Genomic DNA, 24,538 nt, shown 5'->3' on the forward strand with positions numbered 1-24,538 from the left:
ATTATGCTCCCATCTGATTCACAGGTTGAGCACTGACCATTGCCATTCCAGCCAGCCATTCCTTAATAGGTTGGTAATAATGCCGCTGGGCTTTATATTCGCCATAAACAGAAAGCGCCGCAAAAGCGGCAATCCAGCAGCGGATTTCCTGTCCTCCGTTACCGCCCTGAATAGCAATCCCGCCATGCGTTAATGAAGAAAGGCGCCGTATATCGCCACTGCAAAAAATATTCAACAGTTCTTCATCCCACTGAGGGTTCAACGGAGCAACGACATTTTCACCACGCGCTAACGATTCTCCAACCGCAATCACTCGGCTTTGCCGGCTTTGACGTGCTTCTTTTGTCGGGTTTCTCCCGGCAATCAGGCCCTCTTCAACTTCCGGCGAAACCTGTCCAATCTGCGATATCGGTGGATCATGTGATAAACCACCAGAACCTAGCAACAATACCCGCTGATCTGTTTTAAACAAGAATTGTCCAATCGCACGACCAAGCGCAACGGTACGGCGGCATGTCGGTAATGGACTGGCGGCACAGTTAATAAAGACTGGGACAGTTGGATAGCGCTGTAAACCCTGACAAAGCAACATCAATGGTTGAACAAAACCATGATCAGCCTGCATACGCCAAGATTGGGCAACATCAATACCGGTGTCGTATAAAGCAGAAATGAGCTCCTTCGCGGTGTTTTCAGGCACATTGAGTGGTCCGTTGCCAATATCCCAGTCCCCTACTGCATTCGCTCTAACCCCAACACAAAATGCCGGCATCAGATCATAAAAAAAACCATTGAAATGGTCAGGGGCGAAAATCACTATCAATTCTGGATCATAGTCTTTCACCTGTTCAGCCAATTGTTGAAAAACCTGTCTAACATGCTTTTCTGTCGCTCCAGGTGGAGAACAAAAATCCATCAAAGGTGTGTGTGAAGTACAGATCAATTTAATGGTCATCTGAATTCCCCTTTTTATTCGGTGACATGATTCCCGCCGTGATCCGGCGAACTCCGCGAATACTTAACCCAGCATCAGCCGTTATCATGACACCGGTTAAGGTACGGTTGTTTGTACGGGAAGCGAGCATGACATATGGGCCAGTGAAATCTTCCGGCTGAGGCGTGAATTGTAAAGGTAAAGCTGCGCCAATACTTTCCAGAGGCAGACTGTCTGTGATGCATTTATCCTGCTGGGATAATGTGGCCGGGCCACGGAGATCACTCGGCATGCCACACGGCGCGACACCATTAACTCTGATAACCGGTGCCAGTTCATACGCTAATTGGCGGATCATCCCAACTGCGCCATGCTTGCTGGTGGTATACAACACACCGCCACCACCAGAAAACCATGATGAACTCGACAACGTAAAAATCATGCTGCCTTCTGATGCTGTTAGCGCAGATAATGCCGCTTTGGCCCCCAGAATGTACCCTTTCAGGTTAATACCCATCAGTTCATCAAATCCTTTGTCAATCTGTTCTGCTGACGCGTCAAGCAGGCTGGTTTTGTGATCCCAAAGCCCGACATTACCGACAAAGCAATCCAATTGACCAAAATACCGGACAGTTTCAGCAACTGCCCGCTCATTGTCTGCAAAAGAGGTGACATTCCCCTGAACAACACAGATATCTTTGCCGAAACAATGTGCCAGAGCTGTCGCTTTTTCCGCAGATAACTCCAATACGCCAACTTTGGCACCTTCCGCAATAAAACGTTCTACTAAAGCCAAACCTAAACCGGAGCCACCACCGGTTAATAAAATGACTTGATCTTTAATCCAACTCATTATTGCTCCTCCGAAACAGTGATATAAATTTTTCCATCTTCAACAACAACAGGATACGTCTTCAATGGATCTGTCGCAGGAAGACAAAGCGCCTTCCCGGTTCTAAGACAAAAACTGGCCGTATGCAGTGGGCATTCAACTGTCGCATTGTCTTCCAGATACCCTTCGGATATAGAGGCATTACCGTGACTGCACCGGTCACCCACAGCAAAGAATTCTCCGTTGTAGTGAAACAGCGCAATATCCGGTGTGTATTCCACCTTACGCGCTTCTCCATCGGGCAATTCTTCAACAGTACATGCAAATAACCGGCTCATCAGAATAAGACACTCAGGTTATGGAAAGTTAAGACGGCCTGATCCAAAGTAATTTCACGTCTACAAACCAGCCAGCTACCCGTATTCAGATTGCGGCGAACACAATCCAACCGCTTACCGACATAAAAAGCTTCATCTTTCTCTTTTTGTGAACGGTACAGCAGATAATTGGACTGAACATGAAATTGGTCTGGCAAATCTGTTTCAATAATCACCAGATTTGTCAGTAGATGACGAGTGCGGGATGGCGGTTCTTCTGCCCATGCCATACCGGTTTCTAACCGGGCAATCCGGCGTTCAAGCTGAAATTTATTATCATTGAATAACCAAGTGGTTGGAGGCTGGATACTTTTGCGGCGGTCGCGGGTTTGGGCGTTAACAATGGTGCGCATAGTATAGCGAAGATCTTCTGATAACAGTTTAAGCCAGTCGCGAAATTTCCAGTCATCCAGTAATGCTGCTTCGTAATACAGGAACTGACTTATTTCATAATGCAGTTCTGGCGATACTCGTTTTTCTTGATTGACGATTAACTCTTTCATTTCACCCACTCCTGCTGATAAGCCCGGCTTTTTTCCTCTATCTCATCCCAAGTTTCACTGGTCAGTAAGTCAGCCCAGCGTTGATACATGCCACGGGCGACAGTTTCGGAAAAAACATAGTTGGTCACGCCTGGAATACCGTCGTCCCGCACTCTTTCTTGTCCCAACCCCATTTCCATACATAACGGGCTGTTACGGGCTTTGTAGCCTCTGAGTACCTTCTGGATTTCCACCCAATTTTCTGAATCATCCTGTTCAAGAAAACCTGCCGGACCAAATGCACGGGTTGCACTATTTTCAAAAGCCTCTTTTACCTCTGGAGAAGCCGCTTTGTCTGCAATGCAAAATGCCCAGACTTCCACTTGGTCTGGTCCCCGTGGATGCCACACTCGCATTGTCGCTGTACCGTTAAGCCAGGAAAGTGTCGGGAAAATATTGTTGTGGCCCGCAAGACGCAGAGCCCTGACTTTCCCCAGTCGTTGCTCTGCTTCGGCGTAGGTTTCACGATAGTAATGGGCGACAGCACCATCAACCCAGACGTTGGCATCAGGTTTTTCAGTCAGGAAAAATCCACTACCGTGACCGTTCTGAGCAAATTGCACTGCATCTTTAGCCGTTTCCCAGACCGGCCGGGAAGTCTGACCGGCGCCTAACGCTTTTTCGTTGTCGCCCTCTTTTACAGCTAAAACCTGTACAGCAGAGGCATGACTAAATAAAGCGTGGTATTGATCGCCAGCAAACTGTTCAGCAGGTAATTTCCAGTTACAGTTGATGATCCACTTTTGTACCCCGCCGATAACTTCTGTTCCTCCCTCGCGACGGTCAAGCACGCCATCAAGATACCAGGCCATATCACCAAGATAACCAATTAAGGAAGGGGCTGTCGTATCCCAGTTACCGAAAATTAAACCCTTATAACTTTCCACACGCGGAACTTCCTGAAGTCCCCATTTCTCTTTGCAAAGCCCGTGTGGATAGGCGCACGATTCCAGTGGAACGTCAACTAATCGCCCATCAACACCGTATGACCAACCGTGATAAGGACAAGTAAACGCACGGGTGTTACCACTATCCGCGTAACAAACCCGCATTGAGCGGTGACGACATTGATTTAGAAAGGCTTTAACGGAACCGTCCTTCTGCCGGACAACAACAACACTGTCCTCTCCCATATAAGTATTAAAAAAATCTCCCGGACGCGGGATTTGACTATGATGAACCAAAAAGAGCCAACAACGACCAAATATTCTTTCGAGTTCTAATTGATAGAGCTCAGGGTCAATATAAATCTGAGGAGTTACACGACCGGCTCGGGCATCAATCAGGCGGTAAATATCTGAGTTTTTGCTCAATGTCATATTATTGATCCTCATGTAAAAGAAAAGTTGACTTTTTGCCAACATGCAAAATGAATGCTATTAATAGATTAATAATTTGTGAAATACATTGTTTGTTTAAATTGAGACTTTTTTTCGATATGTAGAGGAAACGGCAATGGAATTAAGACACTTACGATACTTTATTGCAGTAGCAGAAGAATTAAACTTTACTAAAGCCGCAAAAAAATTGCATACCGCGCAACCTTCATTAAGCCAGCAAATAAAAGATTTAGAAGACTATATTGGATCTACATTATTAGAAAGAAATAAACGCAAAGTCTCTTTAACCAAAGCCGGGGAAGTTTTCTTACAACAGGCTAGGATTATTCTTGACAATGCAGAAAAAGCAAAAAAAATGGCACGCAGAGCAGCACAAGAACAAATTGTGCTGACCATTGGATTTGTCCCATCAGCAGAAGTTAAAGTTTTACCTGAGGTTATCCCAGTGTTTCGTCTTTCTCATCCTGAAGCTAAAATAGAACTGATTAGTTTATTTAATCCAGGGCAAGAAGAGAAATTACTACAAGGTGACATTGATGTTGCTTTCATGCGCTCGCCAATAAAGAGTGATTATATTGATTTTAAAGTTATTCTTAATGAACCATTAGTCGTACTGATGCCCGCTAATCATAGGTTACGATATTGTGAGAAAATTTCAGTCGATGACTTGCATGGTGAGAACTTTATTATTCCTGATCCAACACAGTCCGGTATATTACAACAGATTATAGAAAATTATTTTGCTGAACATAATGTCTCTCCGAACATTATTCAAACAGCTAACAATATGTTATTAATTTTAAACATGGTCAGCCTGAATTTAGGATGTGCAATAGTGCCATTCTATATTACCAGCATAATGACCGATGCTGTTGTTTGCCGACCATTGTCAGGATACTCACCGACAATAGAGTTAATAATGGCATGGCGAAAAGACCACACATCAGAATTATTATCACATTTAATAGACATTGTTGAAAATAAATATCTATAGAAAATAAGCATTATCGTTTTTAAATTTCAGATTAGACATATTAAGTATTAGTTAATATTGCTCGCTGTCGTTATATTAACATTAAATTAACCTGAAACAAGTAAGGAAAATATCATGATGTCAATGACAAACCTTCAACATAAACCTGTACAACTTGAATTACGATCGCTTTGGTCAGCCATTGCTGGTGGTGAAGTTCATCTGCACCATATTAATGTAAAAGGGATAAAAACCCGTGTCCTTGAAGCGGGCAGTGGCCCTGAAACCCTAATTTTCTTGCACGGCATTGGCGGCCATCTGGAAGCCTATATGCGCAATATTCTGCCTCATGCCGCACATTTTCGCGTACTGGCAATTGATATGTTGGGACATGGCTTCACTGATAAACCTGTCCGCTCTTATGAAATTATCGATTATGTGGAACACTTACGGGATTTTATTGAGATATTAAATCTAAAGAAAATTCACCTTTCCGGTGAATCTTTAGGTGGATGGGTCGCTGCCCGTTTTGCGGCAAAATATCCCCGCTATATTCACCGTTTAGTGCTGAATACAGCGGGAGGTATGATTGCCGATCCAAATGTGATGGAACGCTTGCGCACTCTGAGCCTGAATGCAGTGAAAAACCCGGATCGGGAAGCCACCCGCAAGCGTCTTGAATTCCTGATGGAAGATCCTACCAGGGTGACAGAAGACTTGGTTGAATCCCGTTTTGCGATTTATCGTCAGCCGGATATGTTACCTGCAATGGAAAACATTATGTGCCTGCAAGATATGGATACCCGCCTGCGTAACCTTCTGACCGAAGATGAACTGGCAAAAATTAAGGCCGAAACGCTGGTGCTATGGACAACTCATGATCCAACCGCTGCGGTTTCCGTGGGTCAGCGCCTTGCCGGGCTTATCAAAAACAGTCGTTTTGTCGTAATGGAAAAATGCGGTCACTGGCCTCAATACGAGGATCCAGACACGTTTAATCAAATTCATATCGATTTTCTGCTGAATGGCAACAAATAATGTCGCTTGCAGACAAGTGATATTCCCCCGGAATATCACTTCTGTCGCCGGATCAGGAGCAACAACCAATGAATAACGTGATAAACCATTTTGGCGAAAAATTGTTTCAATCATGGCAGAGTCATCAGGCCATCAACCCGATTTCTGATGAATACCCAAAACTGACACTACACGATGCCTATCTCATCCAGCAAAAAGTTATTGCCCGTCGTCTGGAAACAACCGATGAACGCATTGTCGGTAAGAAAATTGGTATCACCAGCCAGACAGTGATGGATATTTTGAATGTAGATCAGCCAGATTTTGGTATTTTGACCTCGGATATGTATTACGAAAATAACGCCACGGTGCCCATTGAACAGTTAATTGCGCCTAAGGCTGAAGGTGAAATTGGCTTTATCCTGAAACGCAACTTGCGTGGTCCGGGTATTACCGCAGAAGATGTACTGCAAGCAACAGCTTATGTCGTGCCCTGCATCGAAATTGTCGATTCCCGTATCCGTGATTGGAAAATAAAAATCACGGATACAGTTGCCGATAATGCCTCATCAGGTTTATTTGTCATTGGTGATGGTACTTGTCTGCCATCAGAAATTGATTTAGCCACTGTGACCATGACGTTGGAAAAAAACGGCAAACTGATTGATACCGGCACAGGTGCCGCCGCACTTGGGCATCCTGCCAACGCCGTCGCCTGGTTGGCAAATATGCTGGGAACGTTGAATATGACGCTACACCAGGGCGAAATTATTCTCTCCGGTTCCCTTGCCACAATGATACCGGTTAATGCCGGTGATCAATTGAAAATCAACTTACCGGGCCTGGGATCTGCCGGGATAAATTTCGTCTGAAAAGATGAGTCTGGAGAATACAATAAGCAGAAAATAGAACAAAGTGGACTTAGCCAAGAAATATCATCCCAAATCCAGCTAAGCCACCTTTTTCTCAAACTGATAAATTATCCCTTAATTATGCCATTTCAAGCCCAACAATAGGGTTTCCGCTCTCTTGAGATAATACAATAGAGATAAATAAGACTTTATTTCCGCCACCTCGATTATTTCCCGGGATTTCCGCTGCAGAATCATAAACCAGTTTACCTACACTATACTTAATTGCATTTTTATGCGCGGGACGATAGTAATCTTGGTAAACGTAAACGACATCATATCCACCCTCTACAAATATCTTAATTGCCTTCCAATCCTCGCCTTGATGACCAATCCATGGGACCCATAAATCCCCTTGCCAGCTCAAACCACTTAAAATTTCAATACGTTCATCATTTTTTTCACCATTCAAAATAACAACTTTATTGGTGGTTCCATTCACAATATTTTTAATATTTGTCACATAAGCCATATAATATCTCCTTCATTAATATCATTCTTTAGTAATGTAAATTCAATGATTCAATAAATATCACTTTTCTGCATTAACACTTTCAGCGGCGAAAGAACATGATAAAAAAATTCATTTTTATCATTAACACAAGACAAATCAAAAAAAACACTATTCATTATTTAATTTTATAAGAACTTTATAAAAAAACAAACCATATGGACGTATTATTTATAAGCTATTTTGCAAAATAACAGAGATTACCAGACTCAAATTCAGCGCGCCTTGAACACTCACGGTGAATTATTTATCGAAAAATTAATAATTACATGAATATATTATTTCTCTGTCATCAATCGTTATCGCAGGAAATGTAAAAACACAAGGTTATTAGTCGCATATTGTCGATAATGTCACAAATATTTATGAAAGAATCTCAGCACATTGCCTAATATCACAATGTCTTGTTTTCCTCGGCAACGGATACTGAATATAGTCTTACGATGACAATGACGGAGCATCAGCTTTATACCATGTAATAATTTCTTATAATCAAGATAAAAGTAATAATATTTCTCCGAATAAATTGCAGAAAGCTATTATAGCTCTTATCAGAATCATCAATAGATGCTAAAGTTGAGTTATATCAATATTTCAATGAGCATACCCTATGATCCAGGAAAAACGTGTTATTCGTCGAATCCAGTCTGGTGGTTGTGCGATCCACTGCCAGGATTGCAGCATTAGCCAGCTGTGCATCCCTTTCACCCTGAATGAACACGAGCTTGACCAGCTCGATAATATCATTGAGCGTAAGAAACCTATCCAGAAAGGGCAAACTTTGTTTAAAGCAGGAGATGAGTTGAAATCTCTTTATGCTATCCGTTCCGGAACCATTAAAAGCTACACCATCACGGAAGAAGGTGATGAACAGATCACAGGTTTCCATCTCGCAGGGGATTTAGTCGGTTTTGACGCCATCCTCAATACTCAGCATCCAAGTTTTGCTCAGGCCCTGGAAACATCAATGGTTTGTGAAATTCCGTTTGAAACACTGGATGACCTGTCCGGTAAAATGCCTAATCTTCGCCAGCAAATGATGCGCCTGATGAGTGGAGAAATTAAAGGCGACCAAGAAATGATATTGTTGTTGTCTAAGAAAAACGCTGAAGAGCGATTAGCAGCATTTATCTATAATCTCTCCCGTCGTTTCGCTCAACGTGGTTTCTCACCAAGAGAATTCCGTTTAACCATGACTCGCAATGATATTGGTAATTACCTTGGTCTGACTGTTGAAACCATTAGTCGTCTGCTTGGACGCTTCCAGAAAAATAATACTCTCGGCGTAAAAGGTAAATACATCACTATTGAAGATATGGATAAACTGGCCGACTTAGTCGGGAAAAAATCTGTTTCAATTACCTGATCTTAAAACCAGATCATTTTAATTTTTTGATCTGGTTATCCTCTGACCTGTTCGGTTTGCCTATATTGGTTTATCTTTAGTATTGAAGCGTATTTTGTCTAGCCTCTATGAGGGTACTATTATGGCAAACTATCAAAACCTTTTAGTTGCAATTGATCCAAGTCAGGACGATCAGCCGGCATTAAGACGTGCGGTTTATATAGTGCAATGTAGCGGTGGCCGGATTAAAGCTTTTTTACCTATTTATGATCTCTCCTATGAAATGACAACCTTGCTCTCCCCTGAAGAAGCCACGGCTATGCGTAAAGGTGTTACCAGCCAGCGCATTGCCTGGCTTAAACAGCAAGCGCACTACTATCTGAAAGCCGGTATTGATATTGAAATAAAAGTGGTATGGCACAATCGGCCTTATGAAGCCATTATCCAGGAGGTCATTACCGGTGAACACGATTTGCTTCTGAAGATGACACATAAGCATGACAAGTTAGGGTCCCTGATTTTCACCCCGCTTGACTGGCAGTTACTACGCAAATGCCCATGTCCGGTATGGATGGTAAAAGATCAGATATGGCCAGATCAAGGTTCTGTTCTAGTTGCAGTTAATTTATCTAATGAAGAATCGTACCATCATGAACTGAACCTAAAACTGGTCAGGGAAACCCAGGAACTGGCACACCAGATAATGCCTGATCCCGAAATTCATTTGGTCAGCGCTTATCCTGTCGCACCGCTGAATATTGCTATTGAACTACCGGATTTCGACCCAAGCATTTATAACCATGCGCTGCGTGGTCAACATCTTATCTCAATGAAAGAGCTTCGCCAGAAATTCTGCATTGATGAGAAATACACCCATATCCATGAAGGATTACCAGAGCATGTTATTCCTGAAATGTGTGATGAGATGAACGCGGGTATTGTCGTTTTTGGTATCTTGGGCAGAACAGGATTGTCTGCTGCTTTTCTGGGAAACACCGCAGAACATGTGATCGACCATCTAAAATGTGACCTTCTGGCTATCAAACCTGATGGTTTTGCATGTCCTGTCAAAGCAGCTAAAGAGTAACAGTAACAAAATGATAAGTATCCATTTGGTGTTAAAACCCGGAACAGATTTTATGTCCCGGGTTTTATTGACAAGCGTTTTAACGCCAGATAAACGGTTCAGGCAGTGTAACGCCAAGGATCTCCTCGCGTGCTATGCGCCAGAAAAGACGAATACCTGCTTTAACTTGATGAGTTTCTTTTCCCAACACTTTGAAGATTAGACCGCATTGATTAGGTAAACGACTAGCACCACTGGCTATGCCGGTTTCGGCATCGTATTGCGGCATGATACGCGCCAGAATACGATCATGGTGAACCGAAGGTGTCAGTAAAATCACATTACCGAACACATGAAATGGCCCCATCACCCCTACACTGTTTAACGGTTGTTTTTTAGGCTCTAACACATAACGTTCAGCAAATAATATTGTGTCTTCAAAATCCGTCGCCGTAATCCGTGATGAGTAAACGTCAAATTTAAACCCCTGATCGGCTGGATGGTATTTGCGACCAGACATGATTATCTCGGAATAAATTAACGTGGCAGTTGGATGAATGGTTATCTGGGTATCAGTAATAAACCGGGAGCCACTATGAGGTATAACCGGATCGGGCATCATTTCCAAATAACCGCCCTGCTCTATCTGAATAGTTTGCGCCTGAGCTGCATAGTTGTTCACCATTGAATGGATCTTCGTAGCCGACGGGGTGGTGACATGACCACATGCATCCTGTGCAACATGAATGTCGAGCGCCAGCCTGTCCCCCTGCAATATACATCCCGACGTGGAGATCATAAATACACACGGCATCTGCGGCAGTGCCTCATCCCAATACAGCGCCCGTTGCACCAGATAAGGAACCCGGCGTTCCATGCAGGCCAGAATACTGCGGCCACCACGCCGGGCAAACCCCAATCGCAGATAGCCACTTTTACCTATATCACCGCTTGCCATCTGGGGAGGTTCATCCTGAAACAGGGCGAGCTCCGGCGCGTTGAAACCAAGCTCACTAACCCGTTTATGTGCTTCACCAATGATTCTCTGCGAGCAGGTAGAGGTCATTATGTCGCCTGTGACGAATGAGTAAATAAGAAATCACGCATGATCATATTTACCAGCGTTTCAACGCCTTCACCCGTTTTGCAGTTGGTGAGGATATAAGGACGCTGACCACGCACGACCTGAGTGTCACTCTCCATCACCGCCAGACTGGCACCAACATAAGGCGCCAAATCGATTTTATTGATCACCAGAATATCCGCCTGTACCAGTCCAGGCCCGTTCTTGCGCGGAATTTTTTCCCCGTCAGCCACATCAATCACATAAATATAAAAGTCCGCCAATGCCGGGCTAAAAGTGAGAGTCAGGTTATCCCCACCACTTTCAATTAACACGACATCGGTGTCTGGAAAACGAGCCTCCATTTCCTCGACTGCGGAAATATTCATACTGGGATCTTCACGCACCGCTGTGTGCGGACAAGCGCCAGTTTCTACCCCGAGAATCTTCTCCTCATCCAAAATGCCTTTCAGTGTCCGTTTGACCTGTTTAGCATCCTCAGTGGTAACAATGTCATTGGTGATAATCAGGGGTTTTATTCCGCGCTGAATCAAAATAGGCGTGATCACTTCAATAACCGCCGTCTTACCTGAACCTACCGGACCGCCAATACCAATTCGGGTAATTTTTTTCACAGACATTTCCTCACTCGATTAAGACGTGGTTGTTAATTACTGAACAACCGGGTAAACGCACCGACGTGCAGTGCAGCCAATACATCGGTCACAGGTGCATAAGATGTCATCTGCTCAATTCCGCCCTTTTCCGCCTCATCACAAAACAGTTCAATATCCTGATTCAGAGAGAACAAGATACGCTGAATTTCAATATGGGTAATGCGCATCAGACGTATGGCAGCACTGAGTATCGTCATTGCGACACCATATTGATGTATAACAATGACTTCACGCGGAGCAGCACCTAATGCACTCATGACGACTGCCAGGGTAATCGGATAAGTGCCTGCGGCAATATCGCTCTTTATTTGAGCCAACCACCATGCAATCAACGATTCACCGGTTACCTCAACCGCCATTTCCGCTAACTTTTTCCCCATCCGCGTTACCATAGTGCGACTTTCTTCATTCAACTTGCGGTTAAACACTGCCCAATCATGGGAGATGGTGGCGTCACGCTGTCCACTATTCAATGCCTGACAAGCCGCAACCACTGCCCGGCCATCACCGCTAACCGCCTGTAACAACGCCGTCCGGGTAAAATCGCTTAACGTTGCCACGTCATGCACGATTTTACTCTGAATAGCTGATTCCAGGCCGTTTGAAAAAGAAAACGCACCTACCGGCAATACGGAATCTGCAAACTGCATAATTCTGATTAAGCGGAGCGCATTCATTTTAATTTGATCACATGCTGGTTCAGAAACGTGTTCTCAACATGAACATGTGTCGCGGAATCCTCTGCACCACCAAATAATAAGCGTGCCTCAGCGTTGTTAAGGTAAGGCAGGATCTCTTCGCCTTTGACAAAGGAATAAGGCAACGCATGAAAACCATGCGTTTTCATTACCGAATCCATTACCTTGGTTGATACTGTCAGTGGAATATAGATCTGGTTATTTTTAATCACTGACTTCCAATGCTGGTTGCCTAAAGCATGACCAAGTTCAAAACTGGTTTTCATTACGGTCTCTGAATCTAACGACAATAATGACTTCAAATGAATAACCATCACATCACGCAGGCTCATCTGGACAATAACGGCCAACCCTTTAATTTCATCCCACAACAAAATATCGCCGTCCGACAATATTTGATTGCGGTCAAGAGAAATACCCAAATCCAACCCGTTAAGCGTGGATTTGCGACAACGGCTTTTTTGCGCTTCCCATTGCGAAAGTACTAAGATATCCGGCGAGATGCCTTGCAAGCGATCTCGCCAGGAAGCATCTTTTTTGGCATTACCAAGAATCTGTTCGATAACAATCATAAAATAAATCCTCTGAACGCATGGATCGGTTAATCCGGCCAGAAAAATATTCTCTGACCGGACAGCAAAAAATATATCAACTAAAGAAATAGCGCTGATTGAGCGCTACTGTCCTGACGGGTTTTACCGTAGCATATTCACCATTCACCTTGACGGCAAAGGTTTCGGCATCCACTTCAATGGTTGGTGTTTCAGCATTACGCACCATATCTTTCTTGGAGATAGCCCGGCAGTTGCGCACCGCCATAACCTGGCGTTCCAAACCCAGTTTCTCTTTTACCCCTTGTTCCATCGCCGCCTGGGAGACAAACGTCACACAGGTTTCCTGAAGGGTTTTGCCCAACGCACCAAACATCGGACGATAAAATGTCGGCTGTGGTGTCGGCAATGAGGCATTCGGATCACCCATCACTGCCCAGTTAATCATACCGCCTTTGATGACCAGTTTAGGTTTTGCACCAAAGAAACGTGGCTCCCACAACACAAGATCGGCCATTTTTCCCACTTCAACTGAGCCCAGAACGTGGCTTATTCCCTGCGCAATTGCCGGGTTAATCGTAATTTTGGCGACATAACGTAAGACACGGAAATTATCGTTATGTGCCACATCTTCCGGCAACTTGCCCCGCGCCGCTTTCATGGCATGGGCCGTTTGCATCACCCGCAGCCAGTTTTCGCCTACCCGCCCCATGGCCTGGGAGTCACTGGAAAACATCGACAACACCCCCATATCGTGTAAAACATTTTCTGCGGCAATGGTCTCTGGGCGTACACGGCTTTCCGAAAATGCAACATCAGCCGGTACCTTAGGATTAAGGTTATGGCAAACCATAATCATATCAAACAATTCCGCCTGACTATTGATACCGTAAGGTAACGTGGGATTAGTTGAGCTGGGTAACACGTTCATCTGACTGGCAACTTTGATAATATCCGGCGCATGTCCGCCACCCGCACCTTCGGTATGGAAAGTATGAATGGTACGGCCTTCGAAAGCGTCGATAGTATCTTCGACATAACCACCTTCATTTAAACTGTCAGTATGGACCGCTACCTGGATATCCATTTCATCCGCTACACGTAAAGCATGACGTAATGCAGAATTGGTTGCACCCCAGTCTTCATGTACTTTCAGCCCGGCAACACCCGCTTTGATCTGTTCTACCAGCGGCATAGCCACCGCCGCATGACCTTTCCCCAAAACACCGACGTTAACCGGTAAACCTTCAAAAGCACGCAACATACGATGGATATGCCAAGGACCGGCGGTAACAGTCGTGCCGTTAGTTCCATCAGTAGGACCAACACCACCACCAAAGAAAGTCGTCACACCATTGGACAAAGCATGTTCAGCCTGTTGGGGAGAGATAAAATGAATATGGGTATCAATGCCGGCAGCCGTGAGGATAAGATGTTCACCGGATATCGCATCAGTACTGACACCAACCACCATGCCAGGTGTAACGCCATTCATCATACTGGGGTTACCGCTTTTACCTATCCCGACGATGCGCCCCTCTTTTATGCCGACATCGGCTTTAATAACGCCTTGGCGTGCATCCAAAATAGTAACGTTGGTGATCACCAAATCCAATACATTTTCACTGGTCATGCGGTTATCGGCACCCATGCCATCACGCAGCGATTTACCTCCGCCATAGACCGATTCATCACCATAACCGCGCAGATCTTTCTCAATTTCAATAAACAGATTGGTATCAGCCAGACGAATCTTATCACCGATAGTCGGACCAAAAAGACCGACATATTCCTGCCGGGAAATGGTTGGCATAGTTTATTCCTTTGTTCGAAAAGTTTTCCGACGTTCGTCAACTCTACCTTGAATTTATTTGATGGTTTTATAGCCCCAGTTTTATTACCCGGCGTGCAACCAGGTCTTTTCTACATACTCCTCAGCCGCAACCGGGCTTTTACCCGCCCAACCATCGACCAAGTTATTAAATCCATAAACGTTTTGTTTCCCACCAACAGGGATTAATGACACCTCCATTTCATCACCGGGTTCAAAACGAATTGCAGTTGTTGACGTGATATTGAGTCGTTTGCCGAACGCAGCCTCACGATCAAATTGTAGGGCTTTATTCACCTCAAAAAAATGGAAATGAGATCCCACTTGGATAGGGCGATCACCTGAATTACGAACCTTTAGTTGAATAGCCGGACAATCTTCATTAAAGGATATCGGGCCTTCTGCAAGAATATATCCCCCCAACGGAGTAATATCTTCTTTATTATTTTCTTTCATCGGAAAATCTCCACGTCAATACGTGAACCAATACCATAAATTAATATTTTATTCAGATAACTTTCCCTACTATTTATAATTTTTTTCAGCAATCATTGGATGGGATCATGCACAGTCACCAAACGGCTGCCATCCGTAAATATGGCTTCAACCTGCACATGTGGAATAAGATCAGCGACACCATCCATCACATCTTCTTTAGTCAGAACGTGCCTTGAGTCATCCATCACTTCTTCCAGCGTTTTCCCCTCCCGAGCCCCCTCCAGAGCAGCCGCAGTAATAATAGCGACGGCTTCGGGGTAATTGAGTTTTAAACCACGGGACTTACGCTTTAATGCGACATCAGCCAGCGTATATACCATGAGTTTCTCAATTTCCCTTGGCGTTAATTGCATAACCCCCCCTAATAATTAGTTATTCCATACGGTCGCACTGTCATGCCAATACGCTATAACTTAATACTTTTTCCCCAACAGACTTTATTCAAAATTTGCTCTTTTACCAATTTAAATATTGGAAAATATATCCTTTGATAAAAAAGTTTTGACACCAGAATTATAATATGTCAATTAAGTTACTCCCCTTACAGCAGGTTAGTCCTCTTACCTTTTATTTAAGTTTATCTAAGTTAATATTACAAGTTAATTAGTATTATGATTTAGCAAAAGACCGTACATTATTGCGTACAGAGGATGCTTACCGTTTTTGTCTTTCAGAAATCATCCGTAAACGGGTTTAACATTGACAGGTTTCTTATATGAATAAAAAACACGCACTTTCTCTTCTTGTTGTTCTGATTGCCGCCAACGTACTTGCCTGGATTTGGGCATTTATCGCTTTCCGCCATCATGCAGTCATGATGGGAGCGGCTCTGCTGGCTTACGGTTATGGGCTACGCCATGCGGTTGACGCCGATCATATCGCGGCAATTGATAACGTCACCCGTAAACTGATGCAACAAGGTAAATCACCTATTGCCGTCGGCGCTTTCTTTTCTCTGGGACACTCTACCATTGTCATTCTGGCCTGTTTCGCTATCGTCCTGACTTCAATGGCTTTTAAAGATCAGATGGGCTGGGTTCATGACTATGGCGGCATTATTGGCACACTCGTTTCTGCCTGCTTTCTGTTGGCGATAGCGCTGTTTAATTTGCTGATACTGAAAAGCGTTTATCAGCAGTTTCAGGAGATCAAACGTGGAAGAGAGCTGGAGAACAGTGATTTAACTGCGCTAGAAACAACACCGGGAGGCGTAATGACCCGCCTATTTCACTCAGTCTTCCGGCTGGTAAACAAAAGCTGGCATATGTATCTGGTCGGTTTCCTGTTTGGATTGGGTTTCGACACCGCGACCGAAGTTGGGCTATTAAGTATATCTGCCGCCGGCTCTCTGAGTGGGCTGCCTTTATGGTCGCTGATGGTATTCCCGGCGCTATTTGCCAGCGCTATGGCACTCATCGATTCACTGGACAATTTTGTTATGGTGGGGGCCTACGGCTGGGCTTTCTCCCAACCAGCGCGCAAACTTTACTACAATATGACCATTACTGCGGCTTCTGTCGCCGTGGCGCTGTTCATCGGTGGGCTGGAAGCGCTCGGCCTTATCGCTGATCAGTGGGATCTGCATGGTACTTTCTGGAGCACCATTGGGGCATTAAACGACAACATGGGCAATGTTGGTTTTTGGGTTGTCGGGATTTTTATTCTGTTCTGGACATTATCGGTGATGAATTACCGCTGGCGGGGGTACGACGCGTTGGAGAATTAGAATATAAAGCTACCGGGTTGCATTTGACTGGCGATGAACTTTCTGACTGGTTAGACGCTGTCACATGTGGTGAGGATAAAAAGCGCCCTAAATATCATCTGTAATCTGACGCTAAGGGACGAATTTACAGAGTTGGAAACTCCAACTTATTCTGTCTCTCAATCAAGACATGATTGAGAGACAGTAAAGCTCAACCAGAGTTTTGTCAGTTAAAACAATGAAAATCACAGTGCACGCAGGATTGCTTCTACGCTTGCCTTCGCATCACCGAACAACATTTGGCTGTTGTCTTTAAAGAACAGTGGATTTTGCACACCAGCGTAACCTGTGTTCATAGAGCGTTTGAACACAACGATATTTTGTGCTTTCCAGACTTCCAGAACGGGCATACCCGCAATTGGACTGTTCGGATCTTCCTGTGCCGCAGGGTTAACAGTGTCGTTGGCGCCAATGACTAACACTGTATCGGTATCAGAGAAATCATCATTGATTTCATCCATTTCCAGAACAACGTCGTAAGGCACTTTTGCTTCTGCCAATAGCACGTTCATATGCCCAGGCAGACGACCCGCAACCGGATGGATACCAAAGCGAACCTTAATCCCCTTTTCACGTAGTTTGGCGGTGATGTCATGTACTGGGTACTGTGCCTGTGCAACAGCCATACCGTATCCTGGCGTGATGATGACAGACGTTGAGTTTTTCAGCAGTTCAGCAACCTCTTCCGCAGTGGTTTCGCGATATTCGCCCATCTCCTGATCATCACCGGTCGAGGAACCATCAGTCCCAAACCCGCCGGCAATCACACTGATGAAAGAACGGTTCATGGCCTTACACATGATGTAAGAGAGAATCGCCCCCGAAGAACCAACCAGTGCACCCGTTACAATCAACAAATCATTGCTCAACATGAAACCCGCTGCTGCTGCTGCCCAGCCCGAATAGGAGTTCAGCATTGAAACCACCACTGGCATATCCGCACCACCGATAGAAGCCACCAAGTGCCAACCAAACGCCAGTGCAATTGCAGTCATGATCAACAGAGTGAACACTTGTAAGCCGGTACTTTCCGTTTTCACAAAGGTAATTAACAGGACAAAGGAGATAACCAGTGCTGCAAGGTTTAATTTATGTCGATTCGGCAACATCAGTGGCTTGGAAGAAATCTTTCCGCATAATTTACCAAATGCGACAACAGAACCTGTGAAGGTAACCGCGCCGATGAAAACCCCCAAGAATACTTCTGTCAAATGGATATTCTCCATCACAGGTTCTGCAAAACCATCGTGAGCAATAAAGCTGTTAAAACCGACCAACACCGCAGCCAAACCGACGAAACTGTGCAATATCGCAACCAGTTCCGGCATTTCAGTCATTTCAACTTTATTTGCCAGGCGAATACCAATAACCGCACCGATCACCATCGCCAAAATAACCCAAACAACATTTCCGGTATCTGGCCCGAAGATCGTCGCAATCAATGCGATCGCCATCCCGGTGACACCCAAAATATTCCCGCGTTTAGCGCTTTCGTGACGAGACAAACCCGCAAGGCTGAAAATAAATAAGATGGCAGCAACAATATATGCCGCTATAACGACTCCACTCGACATCAATTACCCCTTAGTCCTTACGAAACATTTTCAGCATACGTTGAGTGACAGTAAAGCCACCGAAGATATTAATGCTGGCAATTAAAATAGCGATAAATGAGAAGAAGCTTACCCATCCACCATCACCCATTTGCAATAACGCCCCAACAACGATAATTCCCGAAATGGCGTTAGTGACTGACATTAGCGGTGTATGTAAAGCATGGCTGACATTCCAAACCACGTAGTAACCCACCACACAAGCCAATGCAAAAACAGTAAAGTGAGATAAAAACTCTTTTGGGGCGACATTGGCTAACCCACCGAACAAAATAACAGCCAGTGCCAGCAAGCCATATTTCAACCAAGGTGAAGCAGGTTTAGTCTCCGGTTTTTCTGCTTCGACTGGTGCCGGTTTTGTTGTCTGTTGAGCAGAAACTTGAATTGGCGGCGCTGGCCAAGTCACTTTCCCCTCTTTTACGACAGTCACGCCACGAATAACAACATCATCAAAATCAATATTGATTTCGCCATTTTTCTCTTTGCACAATAGCTTGAGCAGATTAACCAAATTAGTCCCGTACAGTTGTGAAGATTGCGTTGGTAAACGGCTTGGTAAATCAGTGTAACCGATAATCTTCACGCCATTTTCTGTCACAACTAATTTGTCTGCTTGCGTTAATTCACAGTTCCCCCCCGTCTGAGCTGCCAGGTCAACCACCACGCTGCCCGGTTTCATTGATTCAACCATCTCTTTGGTGATAAGACGCGGGGCTGGTTTCCCCGGAATAAGCGCAGTTGTCACAATAATGTCAACCTCTTTCGCCTGTGCCGCAAAAAGCGCCATCTCAGCCTTAATAAAGGCTTCAGACATGACTTTTGCATATCCATCACCACTACCGGCTTCTTCTTCAAAATCCAGCTCGAGAAACTCCGCCCCCATGCTCTGAATCTGCTCTTTAACTTCAGGCCGGGTATCAAACGCACGGACAATAGCGCCTAAACTGCCCGCTGCACCAACAGCAGCCAAGCCAGCCACACCGGCACCAATAATCATCACCTTGGCTGGTGGAACCTTACCTGCGGCTGTGATCTGACCAGTAAAGAAACGACCAAATTCATGAGCAGCTTCTACTATCGCCCGGTAACCTGCGATATTCGCCATAGAGCTCAGTGCATCCAGCGACTGTGCACGGGAAATACGCGGTACTGAATCCATAGCCAACACAGTGACTTTACGTTCTGATAATTTCTGCATTAACTCAGGATGTTGTGCTGGCCAAACAAAACTAACCAACGTACTCCCTTCATTCATTAACGCAATCTCGTCATCCTCAGGCGCATTAACCTTTAGAATGATATCTGAACCCCAAATATCATTACGATCGGTAATTTCAGCGCCGACCTGTTGGTAAGCACTATCCCCAAAGCTGGCTAAATGCCCTGCTCCATTCTCAACAACGACATCAAATCCCAATTTCAACAGTTGTTCCACAGTACTCGGCGTGGCTGCAACACGTGCTTCATTGGCAAGTCGCTCTTTCGGTACACCAATACGCATAATGTTCCCTTCCTAAAGCTTAAGATTAATGATGATTATTACTTGCTGAGGCCAGTTTAGCGATTAAATCAACTTTATTACTGCTATCAGCAAAATCTATCAACGAATATTTTGATAACTAACCGAAAATATTATTGGTGATCCATCACTAATGAGTAAGAAAAATAGCTAAATAGTATTACCGGCTCGCACTTTTCAGTGCTAGTTACTATTGATGTTGATAAAAACGTGATGTCGATAAAAACGTGATGTTGATAAAAACTTATAGTGCCATTTCTATGAACTTGTATTCATTCATACTGATAGCATAAATTCGTGGGACATTAGCTATTATTACATGTAATAATTGTCGGCTATGTGATACACAACGATGTTCAGCAAGTTATAAGTAATTAATGCGCAAGGCGGAAGGATTTTTTATGAAGCTGAAAACAACTATCATCGCAGCTGCGGTGCTTTCATTAACGGGTATTACCGCTGCTCAGGCAGCTCAGGAGTTAGCTCCGGAAAAAGCAGCAGAACTGAAACCATTTAAACGTATTACGGTTACAGGCCCTTTTAATGCTATTTATGAAGCTGCCGACGCCGTTTCCCGTCGGGCAGATAAAATGGGCGCAGATGGATTTTATATCCAAAGCCTTGATGATCTGAATAATAGTGGCAACCTGCGCGTTGTCGCTGATCTGTATCACAAAGATGCCGAGAAAATTGACAATTCAATTAAATATCGTTTGTTCCGCGGTATCAAAGAATTACCCAAAACAGAAGCTGTAACACTGGAACCATTCGATACGGTAACCATCAGTGGTTTTTACACCAATGAGCCAGATTTGAATGAGGCCATCGCAAAAGAAGCCAAGAAAAAAGGTGCAGCTTCTTTCTTTATTGTCCGTCAGGTTTCAACCAACGATGGTGGTAATCAAACCGTTACCGCTTATGTTTACAAAGATGATGCGCCAAAACGCCAAATTCAGGCTGACGAAGCAGTAATCCCTGCTGATTCGGACTCAGGACGCGCTGCATTAGCAGCCGGTGGCACAGCAGCTAAGAAAGTAGAAATTCCTGGTTTAGCCTCTTCAACTTCAACCAGTAATTCTATTGGCCGCTTCTTTGAAACACAATATTCTAAAGGTGAGCGTTACACTGTCACTCTTCCTGATGGGACGAAAATCCAAGAATTAAATAAAATCAGTGCTGCCCAGATGGTACCTTTTGATTCCATCACCTTTTCAGGTTACTACAACAGCATGCCTGATGTTGCCTATGAAGTCGCTAAACGCGCAGCGGCTAAAGGCGCTAAGTACTACCATATCACCCGTGAATGGCAATCCAGTGGTGGCTCCTCTACTATCAGTGCAGACCTGTTCAAATAACCTGTTTAATTTAAGAAAAAGGCACATATGATACCCGTATGTGCCTTTTTTACTGCAAGGATAATAAAATTCTTCAAATCAGTTGGCTGATTCTAACTTCAAACGAATACAATCAATGGCGTTTTGTACTGTCACCATTTTTTCTGCCTCTGTATCGTCAATAGTTATCTCGAAACGTTCTTCCAGAGCCATAATCAACTCGACACTATCTAACGAATCGGCACCCAATTCCTCGAATGTTTGTGTAGTCAGAATCTGGGCTTCGGGTATTCCAAGTTGTTCTGCAACAACATTTTTAACATGATTCTCTAAATTTTCCACGCTATTATCTTCCTAATGTACTTATATTTGGGGAAACCAGTCGTTTCCCCTTTTTTCATTAATTAAGGTTAAATATTTACACAACCGTCAAATGCATGAATGCCCCTGTGAATCTGGCACTTTCAGGGATAAAACATAACAGACGCTGATCTTTCTTCAATTTATCCGACTTCATCAGCTCATCCAACATGATATAAATAGAAGCCGATCCGGTATTTCCTTTCACTGTTAAGTTAGTAAACCAACGCTCTTGTTCAATACCAAAATTAATATCTTCAAGACCCTCGGAAAATTTCATGCGGAAATATTCAGATGAATAATGAGGCAAGAACCAATCAATAGATTCTGCCGATAAGTTACGATCAGCAACGATTCGTCTCAATGGTTCGGTAAGTGTGAATTTAACGACCCTCTCATTTAAATATCTGACATCTTGCTTGATACAGAAAACAGAATATGCCAGCCAATCAGCCTGACTCATTTGTGTCCAGCTTTTCAAACTGCCATCTGCTAACTTCTCTCCACCCGCGTACATGCATGTCTCTTGCTCATTAGCAAAAGAGTAAATATCTATCCAGTCAATTCGTAATGAAACACCATCAGGCCGAGGTTTATTTTCAAGTAAAGCAGCGCCGGCACCATCAGAAAGCATCCAACGCAGAAAATCTTTTTCAAAAGCGATTTCAGGACGTCGTTCCAATTCTGCAACCCGGGCTTCGTTTTCACTCTGGAAGTTGCGGGCATGCAATACTGTTGAAGGTGTTTCCGAGGTAGTTGAAACCGCATTACTTGTCGTTCCCGAGAGAACAGACAAATAAGCATATTTCATCGCTGTCATACCCGCAGCACAAGCACCGGAAGTTGAGATAACTTCACAAGGTTTATTCTTGAGCTCGCCATGAACCATTACACCATGACCCGGTATAATTTGATCAGGAATACCACTACTTGCTGCCAGACTTTGCATATCATCTAAAGAAAAGTGTTCATCAACCAAGCCTTTTACTGCTTCAGCCGCCAATTGAGCACATGTATAAGTTGTCTCTCCTGTTTCCGGATCCAACGCGTAATGGCGATATTTAATACCATTATTACGAAGCACGATATGACGAGATCTTGATGGGCGATCACCCACAAAACCAAGAACAGATTCCATTGTCTCATTATCTATTGGGTTTCCCGGCATAAAGGCGGAAACTTTAGTGATATAAACGTTGTTACTCATTTACTTATTTATCTCCTTTATCATCATAGCGGGCAGAACCAGATGGTTGTTCATAGTATTTTTGTAACTCATTAAGGCGTTCTTTCAATAATACGGTCAGCAAACGGCGAATAACCACTGAAATAGGTAAGACAACCAGTGCCATTAGTATCAAATAGATCACAAACATGGTTAATAGAGCGCGCCTTACCCATTTCCCCCGTTTACCTACACGATAAATAAATCCAGACCACAATCTAAACCCCCGATGTATAGCTCGTTCACCGAAAATAAAAGATTGATCAACAAATACAGCACCTAACCCTTTCAACATCGGGGAATCAACTTTCTCTTTATCCGCTTTAAGTGCTGTTACTAATGCATCCCCGAAACGTTTAGCTCCCTCAACATCTTCCTTCGATACCCCGGCCGGCGGTAAACTGGCAATTGGCTGTTTTTTTCCTGTCATTAGCCACAACGGGGTTGTAAACAATGTTGCAAAAAAGTTTGCTTTATCAATAAAAACCACGTTATCGCGCAAGTATGCCCTACTTTCATGTAAAAGCTTTTTGACGGTTTCCTGGGCCATCAGCCACATATTTCGACAAGCAATAACCGTTACCACGGGTCGACCATTGAGTAATCGTTTTCCTTCTTTACTCTTAAGAAATGCGGTTATCGGAGGAGAGGGTGACAAATACCAAACTTGATAGCCTAATATGACCAAGTCAAAAGGTGCTTCATCCTCCAGGTGCAAAGGTGCTAATTCAGGTGGGTGTAACTGCACCGTTTCTGGAAAAGCATCAACAAATTTAGAAAATGACCAGGGAAATGGATACTCTGGGATTGGTTTCAGAACCACTTCACGAATGTATATTTCGTCAGACTCATGTAAAGGTGCGATTAAACTTTTTACCACCTCGATCAATTGGCCGCTTTGGGAATACGATATCACCAGAACACGCTTCATATGTTCTAACCTTTATGAATATTTAATACTAAGCCATTCATCGGCGCCTAAAAGATAATAATTCGAATAACAACTATCTCCTAACTATCTAAATTTTTTAGCATATATACATATAATCATTCCTGAAAACTAAAAGTATATACAAGAGTATGAGTTAATAGATAACAGGTTAATATTTTCACAAACAATATAAATCAAAGTGGTCGTTGTCAACATGATTTTTTTATTTTTATATAAGAACAGCATTATGTCACATTAACGAAAATTAATTTGTCACCAGTGAAAACAATTGATTAAAAATATATTAACCTCAGTCTAAAATTAACAAAAACAATTAAAAAAATACAAAATAATCAAATAAAATCAATTAATTGAAAAATAACAACGGATATTTTTAATTTAATAAAACATTCATGAAATTATAAATATGCACACTGAAAATATTAACTTAACGACCTGATATGGAAACAAATGATTATTATCACCCGGCAATAATATTACATAAGTAAATAAATATTAAAGAAAAACATTTACCTTTTACAATTATTTTCACTAAATTTTGAGTTTGATTGAATAAATTAAAATGAAAATTACTTAATTAGTAATAGCATCACAGTATTTTATA

General features: G+C 43.5%; 24 protein-coding genes and 1 pseudogene. 7 read left to right on the forward strand and 18 right to left on the reverse strand.

The window, feature by feature from the left end; translation table 11 throughout:
- Window position 1 precedes the first annotated feature (1 nt).
- The 5 genes from ACUN2T_RS13535 to hcaE are packed head-to-tail and all read right to left on the reverse strand — an operon-like array spanning window position 2 to window position 4,004.
- Entirely contained in the window at window positions 2-955 is a 954-nt protein-coding gene (locus tag ACUN2T_RS13535; protein WP_445493540.1) for a 3-carboxyethylcatechol 2,3-dioxygenase, read from the reverse strand.
- On the reverse strand, window positions 945-1,787 hold the full coding sequence (hcaB, locus tag ACUN2T_RS13540) for a 3-phenylpropionate-dihydrodiol/cinnamic acid-dihydrodiol dehydrogenase (protein WP_445493541.1): 843 nt from the start codon (window positions 1,785-1,787) through the stop codon (window positions 945-947). The genes ACUN2T_RS13535 and hcaB overlap by 11 nt, the downstream gene beginning before the upstream one ends.
- Window positions 1,787-2,104, reverse strand: coding sequence for a 3-phenylpropionate/cinnamic acid dioxygenase ferredoxin subunit (gene hcaC / locus ACUN2T_RS13545; RefSeq protein WP_350303988.1), 318 nt, complete (start codon window positions 2,102-2,104; stop codon window positions 1,787-1,789). Before hcaC ends, hcaB begins: the two co-directional genes overlap by 1 nt.
- Window positions 2,104-2,646 carry a 3-phenylpropionate/cinnamic acid dioxygenase subunit beta gene (hcaF, locus tag ACUN2T_RS13550; protein WP_445493542.1) on the reverse strand — a complete coding sequence of 181 codons (543 nt, stop codon included), beginning with the start codon at window positions 2,644-2,646 and terminating at the stop codon, window positions 2,104-2,106. Before hcaF ends, hcaC begins: the two co-directional genes overlap by 1 nt.
- On the reverse strand, window positions 2,643-4,004 hold the full coding sequence (gene hcaE / locus ACUN2T_RS13555; RefSeq protein ID WP_445493543.1) for a 3-phenylpropionate/cinnamic acid dioxygenase subunit alpha: 1,362 nt from the start codon (window positions 4,002-4,004) through the stop codon (window positions 2,643-2,645). The genes hcaF and hcaE overlap by 4 nt, the downstream gene beginning before the upstream one ends.
- Window positions 4,005-4,140: 136 nt before the next feature.
- Here hcaE and hcaR point away from each other — a divergent pair, with 136 nt between their 5' ends.
- From hcaR to ACUN2T_RS13570, 3 genes are all read left to right on the forward strand, one after another.
- Entirely contained in the window at window positions 4,141-5,019 is an 879-nt protein-coding gene (gene hcaR, locus ACUN2T_RS13560) for a DNA-binding transcriptional regulator HcaR (protein ID WP_445493544.1), read from the forward strand.
- A gap of 114 nt (window positions 5,020-5,133) precedes the next feature.
- Window positions 5,134-6,036: an alpha/beta fold hydrolase gene (locus tag ACUN2T_RS13565; protein ID WP_445493545.1), complete on the forward strand. Its 903-nt coding sequence runs from the start codon at window positions 5,134-5,136 to the stop codon at window positions 6,034-6,036.
- A gap of 68 nt (window positions 6,037-6,104) precedes the next feature.
- Entirely contained in the window at window positions 6,105-6,887 is a 783-nt protein-coding gene (locus ACUN2T_RS13570; RefSeq protein WP_445493546.1) for a fumarylacetoacetate hydrolase family protein, read from the forward strand.
- A 118-nt stretch (window positions 6,888-7,005) separates the two neighbouring features.
- Here ACUN2T_RS13570 and ACUN2T_RS13575 read toward each other — a convergent pair whose 3' ends face one another.
- Entirely contained in the window at window positions 7,006-7,398 is a 393-nt protein-coding gene (locus tag ACUN2T_RS13575; RefSeq protein ID WP_445493547.1) for a hypothetical protein, read from the reverse strand.
- Window positions 7,399-8,047: 649 nt separating this feature from the next.
- On the opposite strand from ACUN2T_RS13575, the gene ACUN2T_RS13580 reads away from it, so the two are divergent.
- Together ACUN2T_RS13580 and uspE are read left to right on the forward strand one after the other, a co-directional pair.
- Window positions 8,048-8,803 carry an FNR family transcription factor gene (locus tag ACUN2T_RS13580; RefSeq protein ID WP_445493548.1) on the forward strand — a complete coding sequence of 252 codons (756 nt, stop codon included), beginning with the start codon at window positions 8,048-8,050 and terminating at the stop codon, window positions 8,801-8,803.
- 121 nt (window positions 8,804-8,924) lie between these two features.
- Entirely contained in the window at window positions 8,925-9,869 is a 945-nt protein-coding gene (gene uspE, locus ACUN2T_RS13585) for a universal stress protein UspE (protein ID WP_445493549.1), read from the forward strand.
- Between the two features lie 79 nt (window positions 9,870-9,948).
- On the opposite strand, the gene ACUN2T_RS13590 is transcribed toward uspE, so the two are convergent.
- From ACUN2T_RS13590 to ACUN2T_RS13620, 7 genes are all read right to left on the reverse strand, one after another.
- Entirely contained in the window at window positions 9,949-10,914 is a 966-nt protein-coding gene (locus ACUN2T_RS13590) for an urease accessory protein UreD (RefSeq protein WP_445493550.1), read from the reverse strand.
- Window positions 10,914-11,552, reverse strand: coding sequence for an urease accessory protein UreG (ureG, locus tag ACUN2T_RS13595; protein ID WP_445493551.1), 639 nt, complete (start codon window positions 11,550-11,552; stop codon window positions 10,914-10,916). The genes ACUN2T_RS13590 and ureG overlap by 1 nt, the downstream gene beginning before the upstream one ends.
- 26 nt (window positions 11,553-11,578) lie before the next feature.
- Complete coding sequence (locus ACUN2T_RS13600) at window positions 11,579-12,265, reverse strand: urease accessory protein UreF (protein WP_445493552.1); 687 nt, start codon at window positions 12,263-12,265, stop codon at window positions 11,579-11,581.
- Complete coding sequence (ureE, locus tag ACUN2T_RS13605; protein ID WP_445493553.1) at window positions 12,262-12,858, reverse strand: urease accessory protein UreE; 597 nt, start codon at window positions 12,856-12,858, stop codon at window positions 12,262-12,264. The genes ACUN2T_RS13600 and ureE overlap by 4 nt, the downstream gene beginning before the upstream one ends.
- A 76-nt stretch (window positions 12,859-12,934) precedes the next feature.
- Window positions 12,935-14,650: an urease subunit alpha gene (locus ACUN2T_RS13610; protein ID WP_445493554.1), complete on the reverse strand. Its 1,716-nt coding sequence runs from the start codon at window positions 14,648-14,650 to the stop codon at window positions 12,935-12,937.
- An 84-nt stretch (window positions 14,651-14,734) separates the two neighbouring features.
- Window positions 14,735-15,124 carry an urease subunit beta gene (locus ACUN2T_RS13615; RefSeq protein WP_445493555.1) on the reverse strand — a complete coding sequence of 130 codons (390 nt, stop codon included), beginning with the start codon at window positions 15,122-15,124 and terminating at the stop codon, window positions 14,735-14,737.
- Between the two features lie 92 nt (window positions 15,125-15,216).
- The gene (locus ACUN2T_RS13620; protein WP_011146425.1) at window positions 15,217-15,519 is read right to left on the reverse strand and encodes an urease subunit gamma; all 303 of its coding nucleotides are present in this window, start codon (window positions 15,517-15,519) and stop codon (window positions 15,217-15,219) included.
- Between the two features lie 362 nt (window positions 15,520-15,881).
- Between ACUN2T_RS13620 and ACUN2T_RS13625 the strand changes: the two genes are divergently transcribed.
- Window positions 15,882-16,892 carry a HoxN/HupN/NixA family nickel/cobalt transporter gene (locus ACUN2T_RS13625; protein ID WP_445493556.1) on the forward strand — a complete coding sequence of 337 codons (1,011 nt, stop codon included), beginning with the start codon at window positions 15,882-15,884 and terminating at the stop codon, window positions 16,890-16,892.
- A 224-nt stretch (window positions 16,893-17,116) separates the two neighbouring features.
- Here the strand turns inward: ACUN2T_RS13625 and pntB are convergent, their stop codons facing one another.
- Complete coding sequence (gene pntB / locus ACUN2T_RS13630) at window positions 17,117-18,505, reverse strand: Re/Si-specific NAD(P)(+) transhydrogenase subunit beta (protein ID WP_445493557.1); 1,389 nt, start codon at window positions 18,503-18,505, stop codon at window positions 17,117-17,119.
- A 10-nt stretch (window positions 18,506-18,515) separates the two neighbouring features.
- Window positions 18,516-20,045, reverse strand: coding sequence for a Re/Si-specific NAD(P)(+) transhydrogenase subunit alpha (pntA, locus tag ACUN2T_RS13635; protein WP_445493558.1), 1,530 nt, complete (start codon window positions 20,043-20,045; stop codon window positions 18,516-18,518).
- A 419-nt stretch (window positions 20,046-20,464) separates the two neighbouring features.
- Between pntA and ydgH the strand changes: the two genes are divergently transcribed.
- Entirely contained in the window at window positions 20,465-21,418 is a 954-nt protein-coding gene (gene ydgH / locus ACUN2T_RS13640; protein WP_445493559.1) for a DUF1471 family protein YdgH, read from the forward strand.
- A 78-nt stretch (window positions 21,419-21,496) separates the two neighbouring features.
- Here ydgH and stlE read toward each other — a convergent pair whose 3' ends face one another.
- The 3 genes and pseudogenes from stlE to stlC all read right to left on the reverse strand — a co-directional run bounded on the left by stlE (window position 21,497) and on the right by stlC (window position 23,913).
- Window positions 21,497-21,739 (reverse strand): stilbene biosynthesis acyl carrier protein StlE, encoded by a 243-nt coding sequence (stlE, locus tag ACUN2T_RS13645; RefSeq protein ID WP_445493560.1) that lies wholly within the window; start codon window positions 21,737-21,739, stop codon window positions 21,497-21,499.
- 76 nt (window positions 21,740-21,815) lie between these two features.
- Window positions 21,816-22,964: a beta-ketosynthase StlD gene (stlD, locus tag ACUN2T_RS13650; protein WP_445493561.1), complete on the reverse strand. Its 1,149-nt coding sequence runs from the start codon at window positions 22,962-22,964 to the stop codon at window positions 21,816-21,818.
- A pseudogene (stlC, locus tag ACUN2T_RS13655) lies at window positions 22,965-23,913 on the reverse strand (stilbene biosynthesis aromatase StlC). It abuts the gene before it with no gap.
- Window positions 23,914-24,538: the final 625 nt, after the last annotated feature.

Source organism: Photorhabdus machadonis (genome assembly GCF_052657765.1).

Excerpts from the sequence above, each read along its gene's own strand:
- ACUN2T_RS13535 (WP_445493540.1), bottom strand. The coding sequence starts at position 955 with ATGACCATTAAATTGATCTGTACTTCACACACACCTTTGATGGATTTT.
- hcaB (WP_445493541.1), bottom strand. The coding sequence starts at position 1,787 with ATGAGTTGGATTAAAGATCAAGTCATTTTATTAACCGGTGGTGGCTCC.
- hcaC (WP_350303988.1), bottom strand. The coding sequence starts at position 2,104 with ATGAGCCGGTTATTTGCATGTACTGTTGAAGAATTGCCCGATGGAGAA.
- hcaF (WP_445493542.1), bottom strand. The coding sequence starts at position 2,646 with ATGAAAGAGTTAATCGTCAATCAAGAAAAACGAGTATCGCCAGAACTG.
- hcaE (WP_445493543.1), bottom strand. The coding sequence starts at position 4,004 with ATGACATTGAGCAAAAACTCAGATATTTACCGCCTGATTGATGCCCGA.
- hcaR (WP_445493544.1), top strand. The coding sequence starts at position 4,141 with ATGGAATTAAGACACTTACGATACTTTATTGCAGTAGCAGAAGAATTA.
- ACUN2T_RS13565 (WP_445493545.1), top strand. The coding sequence starts at position 5,134 with ATGATGTCAATGACAAACCTTCAACATAAACCTGTACAACTTGAATTA.
- ACUN2T_RS13570 (WP_445493546.1), top strand. The coding sequence starts at position 6,105 with ATGAATAACGTGATAAACCATTTTGGCGAAAAATTGTTTCAATCATGG.
- ACUN2T_RS13575 (WP_445493547.1), bottom strand. The coding sequence starts at position 7,398 with ATGGCTTATGTGACAAATATTAAAAATATTGTGAATGGAACCACCAAT.
- ACUN2T_RS13580 (WP_445493548.1), top strand. The coding sequence starts at position 8,048 with ATGATCCAGGAAAAACGTGTTATTCGTCGAATCCAGTCTGGTGGTTGT.
- uspE (WP_445493549.1), top strand. The coding sequence starts at position 8,925 with ATGGCAAACTATCAAAACCTTTTAGTTGCAATTGATCCAAGTCAGGAC.
- ACUN2T_RS13590 (WP_445493550.1), bottom strand. The coding sequence starts at position 10,914 with ATGACCTCTACCTGCTCGCAGAGAATCATTGGTGAAGCACATAAACGG.
- ureG (WP_445493551.1), bottom strand. The coding sequence starts at position 11,552 with ATGTCTGTGAAAAAAATTACCCGAATTGGTATTGGCGGTCCGGTAGGT.
- ACUN2T_RS13600 (WP_445493552.1), bottom strand. The coding sequence starts at position 12,265 with ATGAATGCGCTCCGCTTAATCAGAATTATGCAGTTTGCAGATTCCGTA.
- ureE (WP_445493553.1), bottom strand. The coding sequence starts at position 12,858 with ATGATTGTTATCGAACAGATTCTTGGTAATGCCAAAAAAGATGCTTCC.
- ACUN2T_RS13610 (WP_445493554.1), bottom strand. The coding sequence starts at position 14,650 with ATGCCAACCATTTCCCGGCAGGAATATGTCGGTCTTTTTGGTCCGACT.
- ACUN2T_RS13615 (WP_445493555.1), bottom strand. The coding sequence starts at position 15,124 with ATGAAAGAAAATAATAAAGAAGATATTACTCCGTTGGGGGGATATATT.
- ACUN2T_RS13620 (WP_011146425.1), bottom strand. The coding sequence starts at position 15,519 with ATGCAATTAACGCCAAGGGAAATTGAGAAACTCATGGTATATACGCTG.
- ACUN2T_RS13625 (WP_445493556.1), top strand. The coding sequence starts at position 15,882 with ATGAATAAAAAACACGCACTTTCTCTTCTTGTTGTTCTGATTGCCGCC.
- pntB (WP_445493557.1), bottom strand. The coding sequence starts at position 18,505 with ATGTCGAGTGGAGTCGTTATAGCGGCATATATTGTTGCTGCCATCTTA.
- pntA (WP_445493558.1), bottom strand. The coding sequence starts at position 20,045 with ATGCGTATTGGTGTACCGAAAGAGCGACTTGCCAATGAAGCACGTGTT.
- ydgH (WP_445493559.1), top strand. The coding sequence starts at position 20,465 with ATGAAGCTGAAAACAACTATCATCGCAGCTGCGGTGCTTTCATTAACG.
- stlD (WP_445493561.1), bottom strand. The coding sequence starts at position 22,964 with ATGAGTAACAACGTTTATATCACTAAAGTTTCCGCCTTTATGCCGGGA.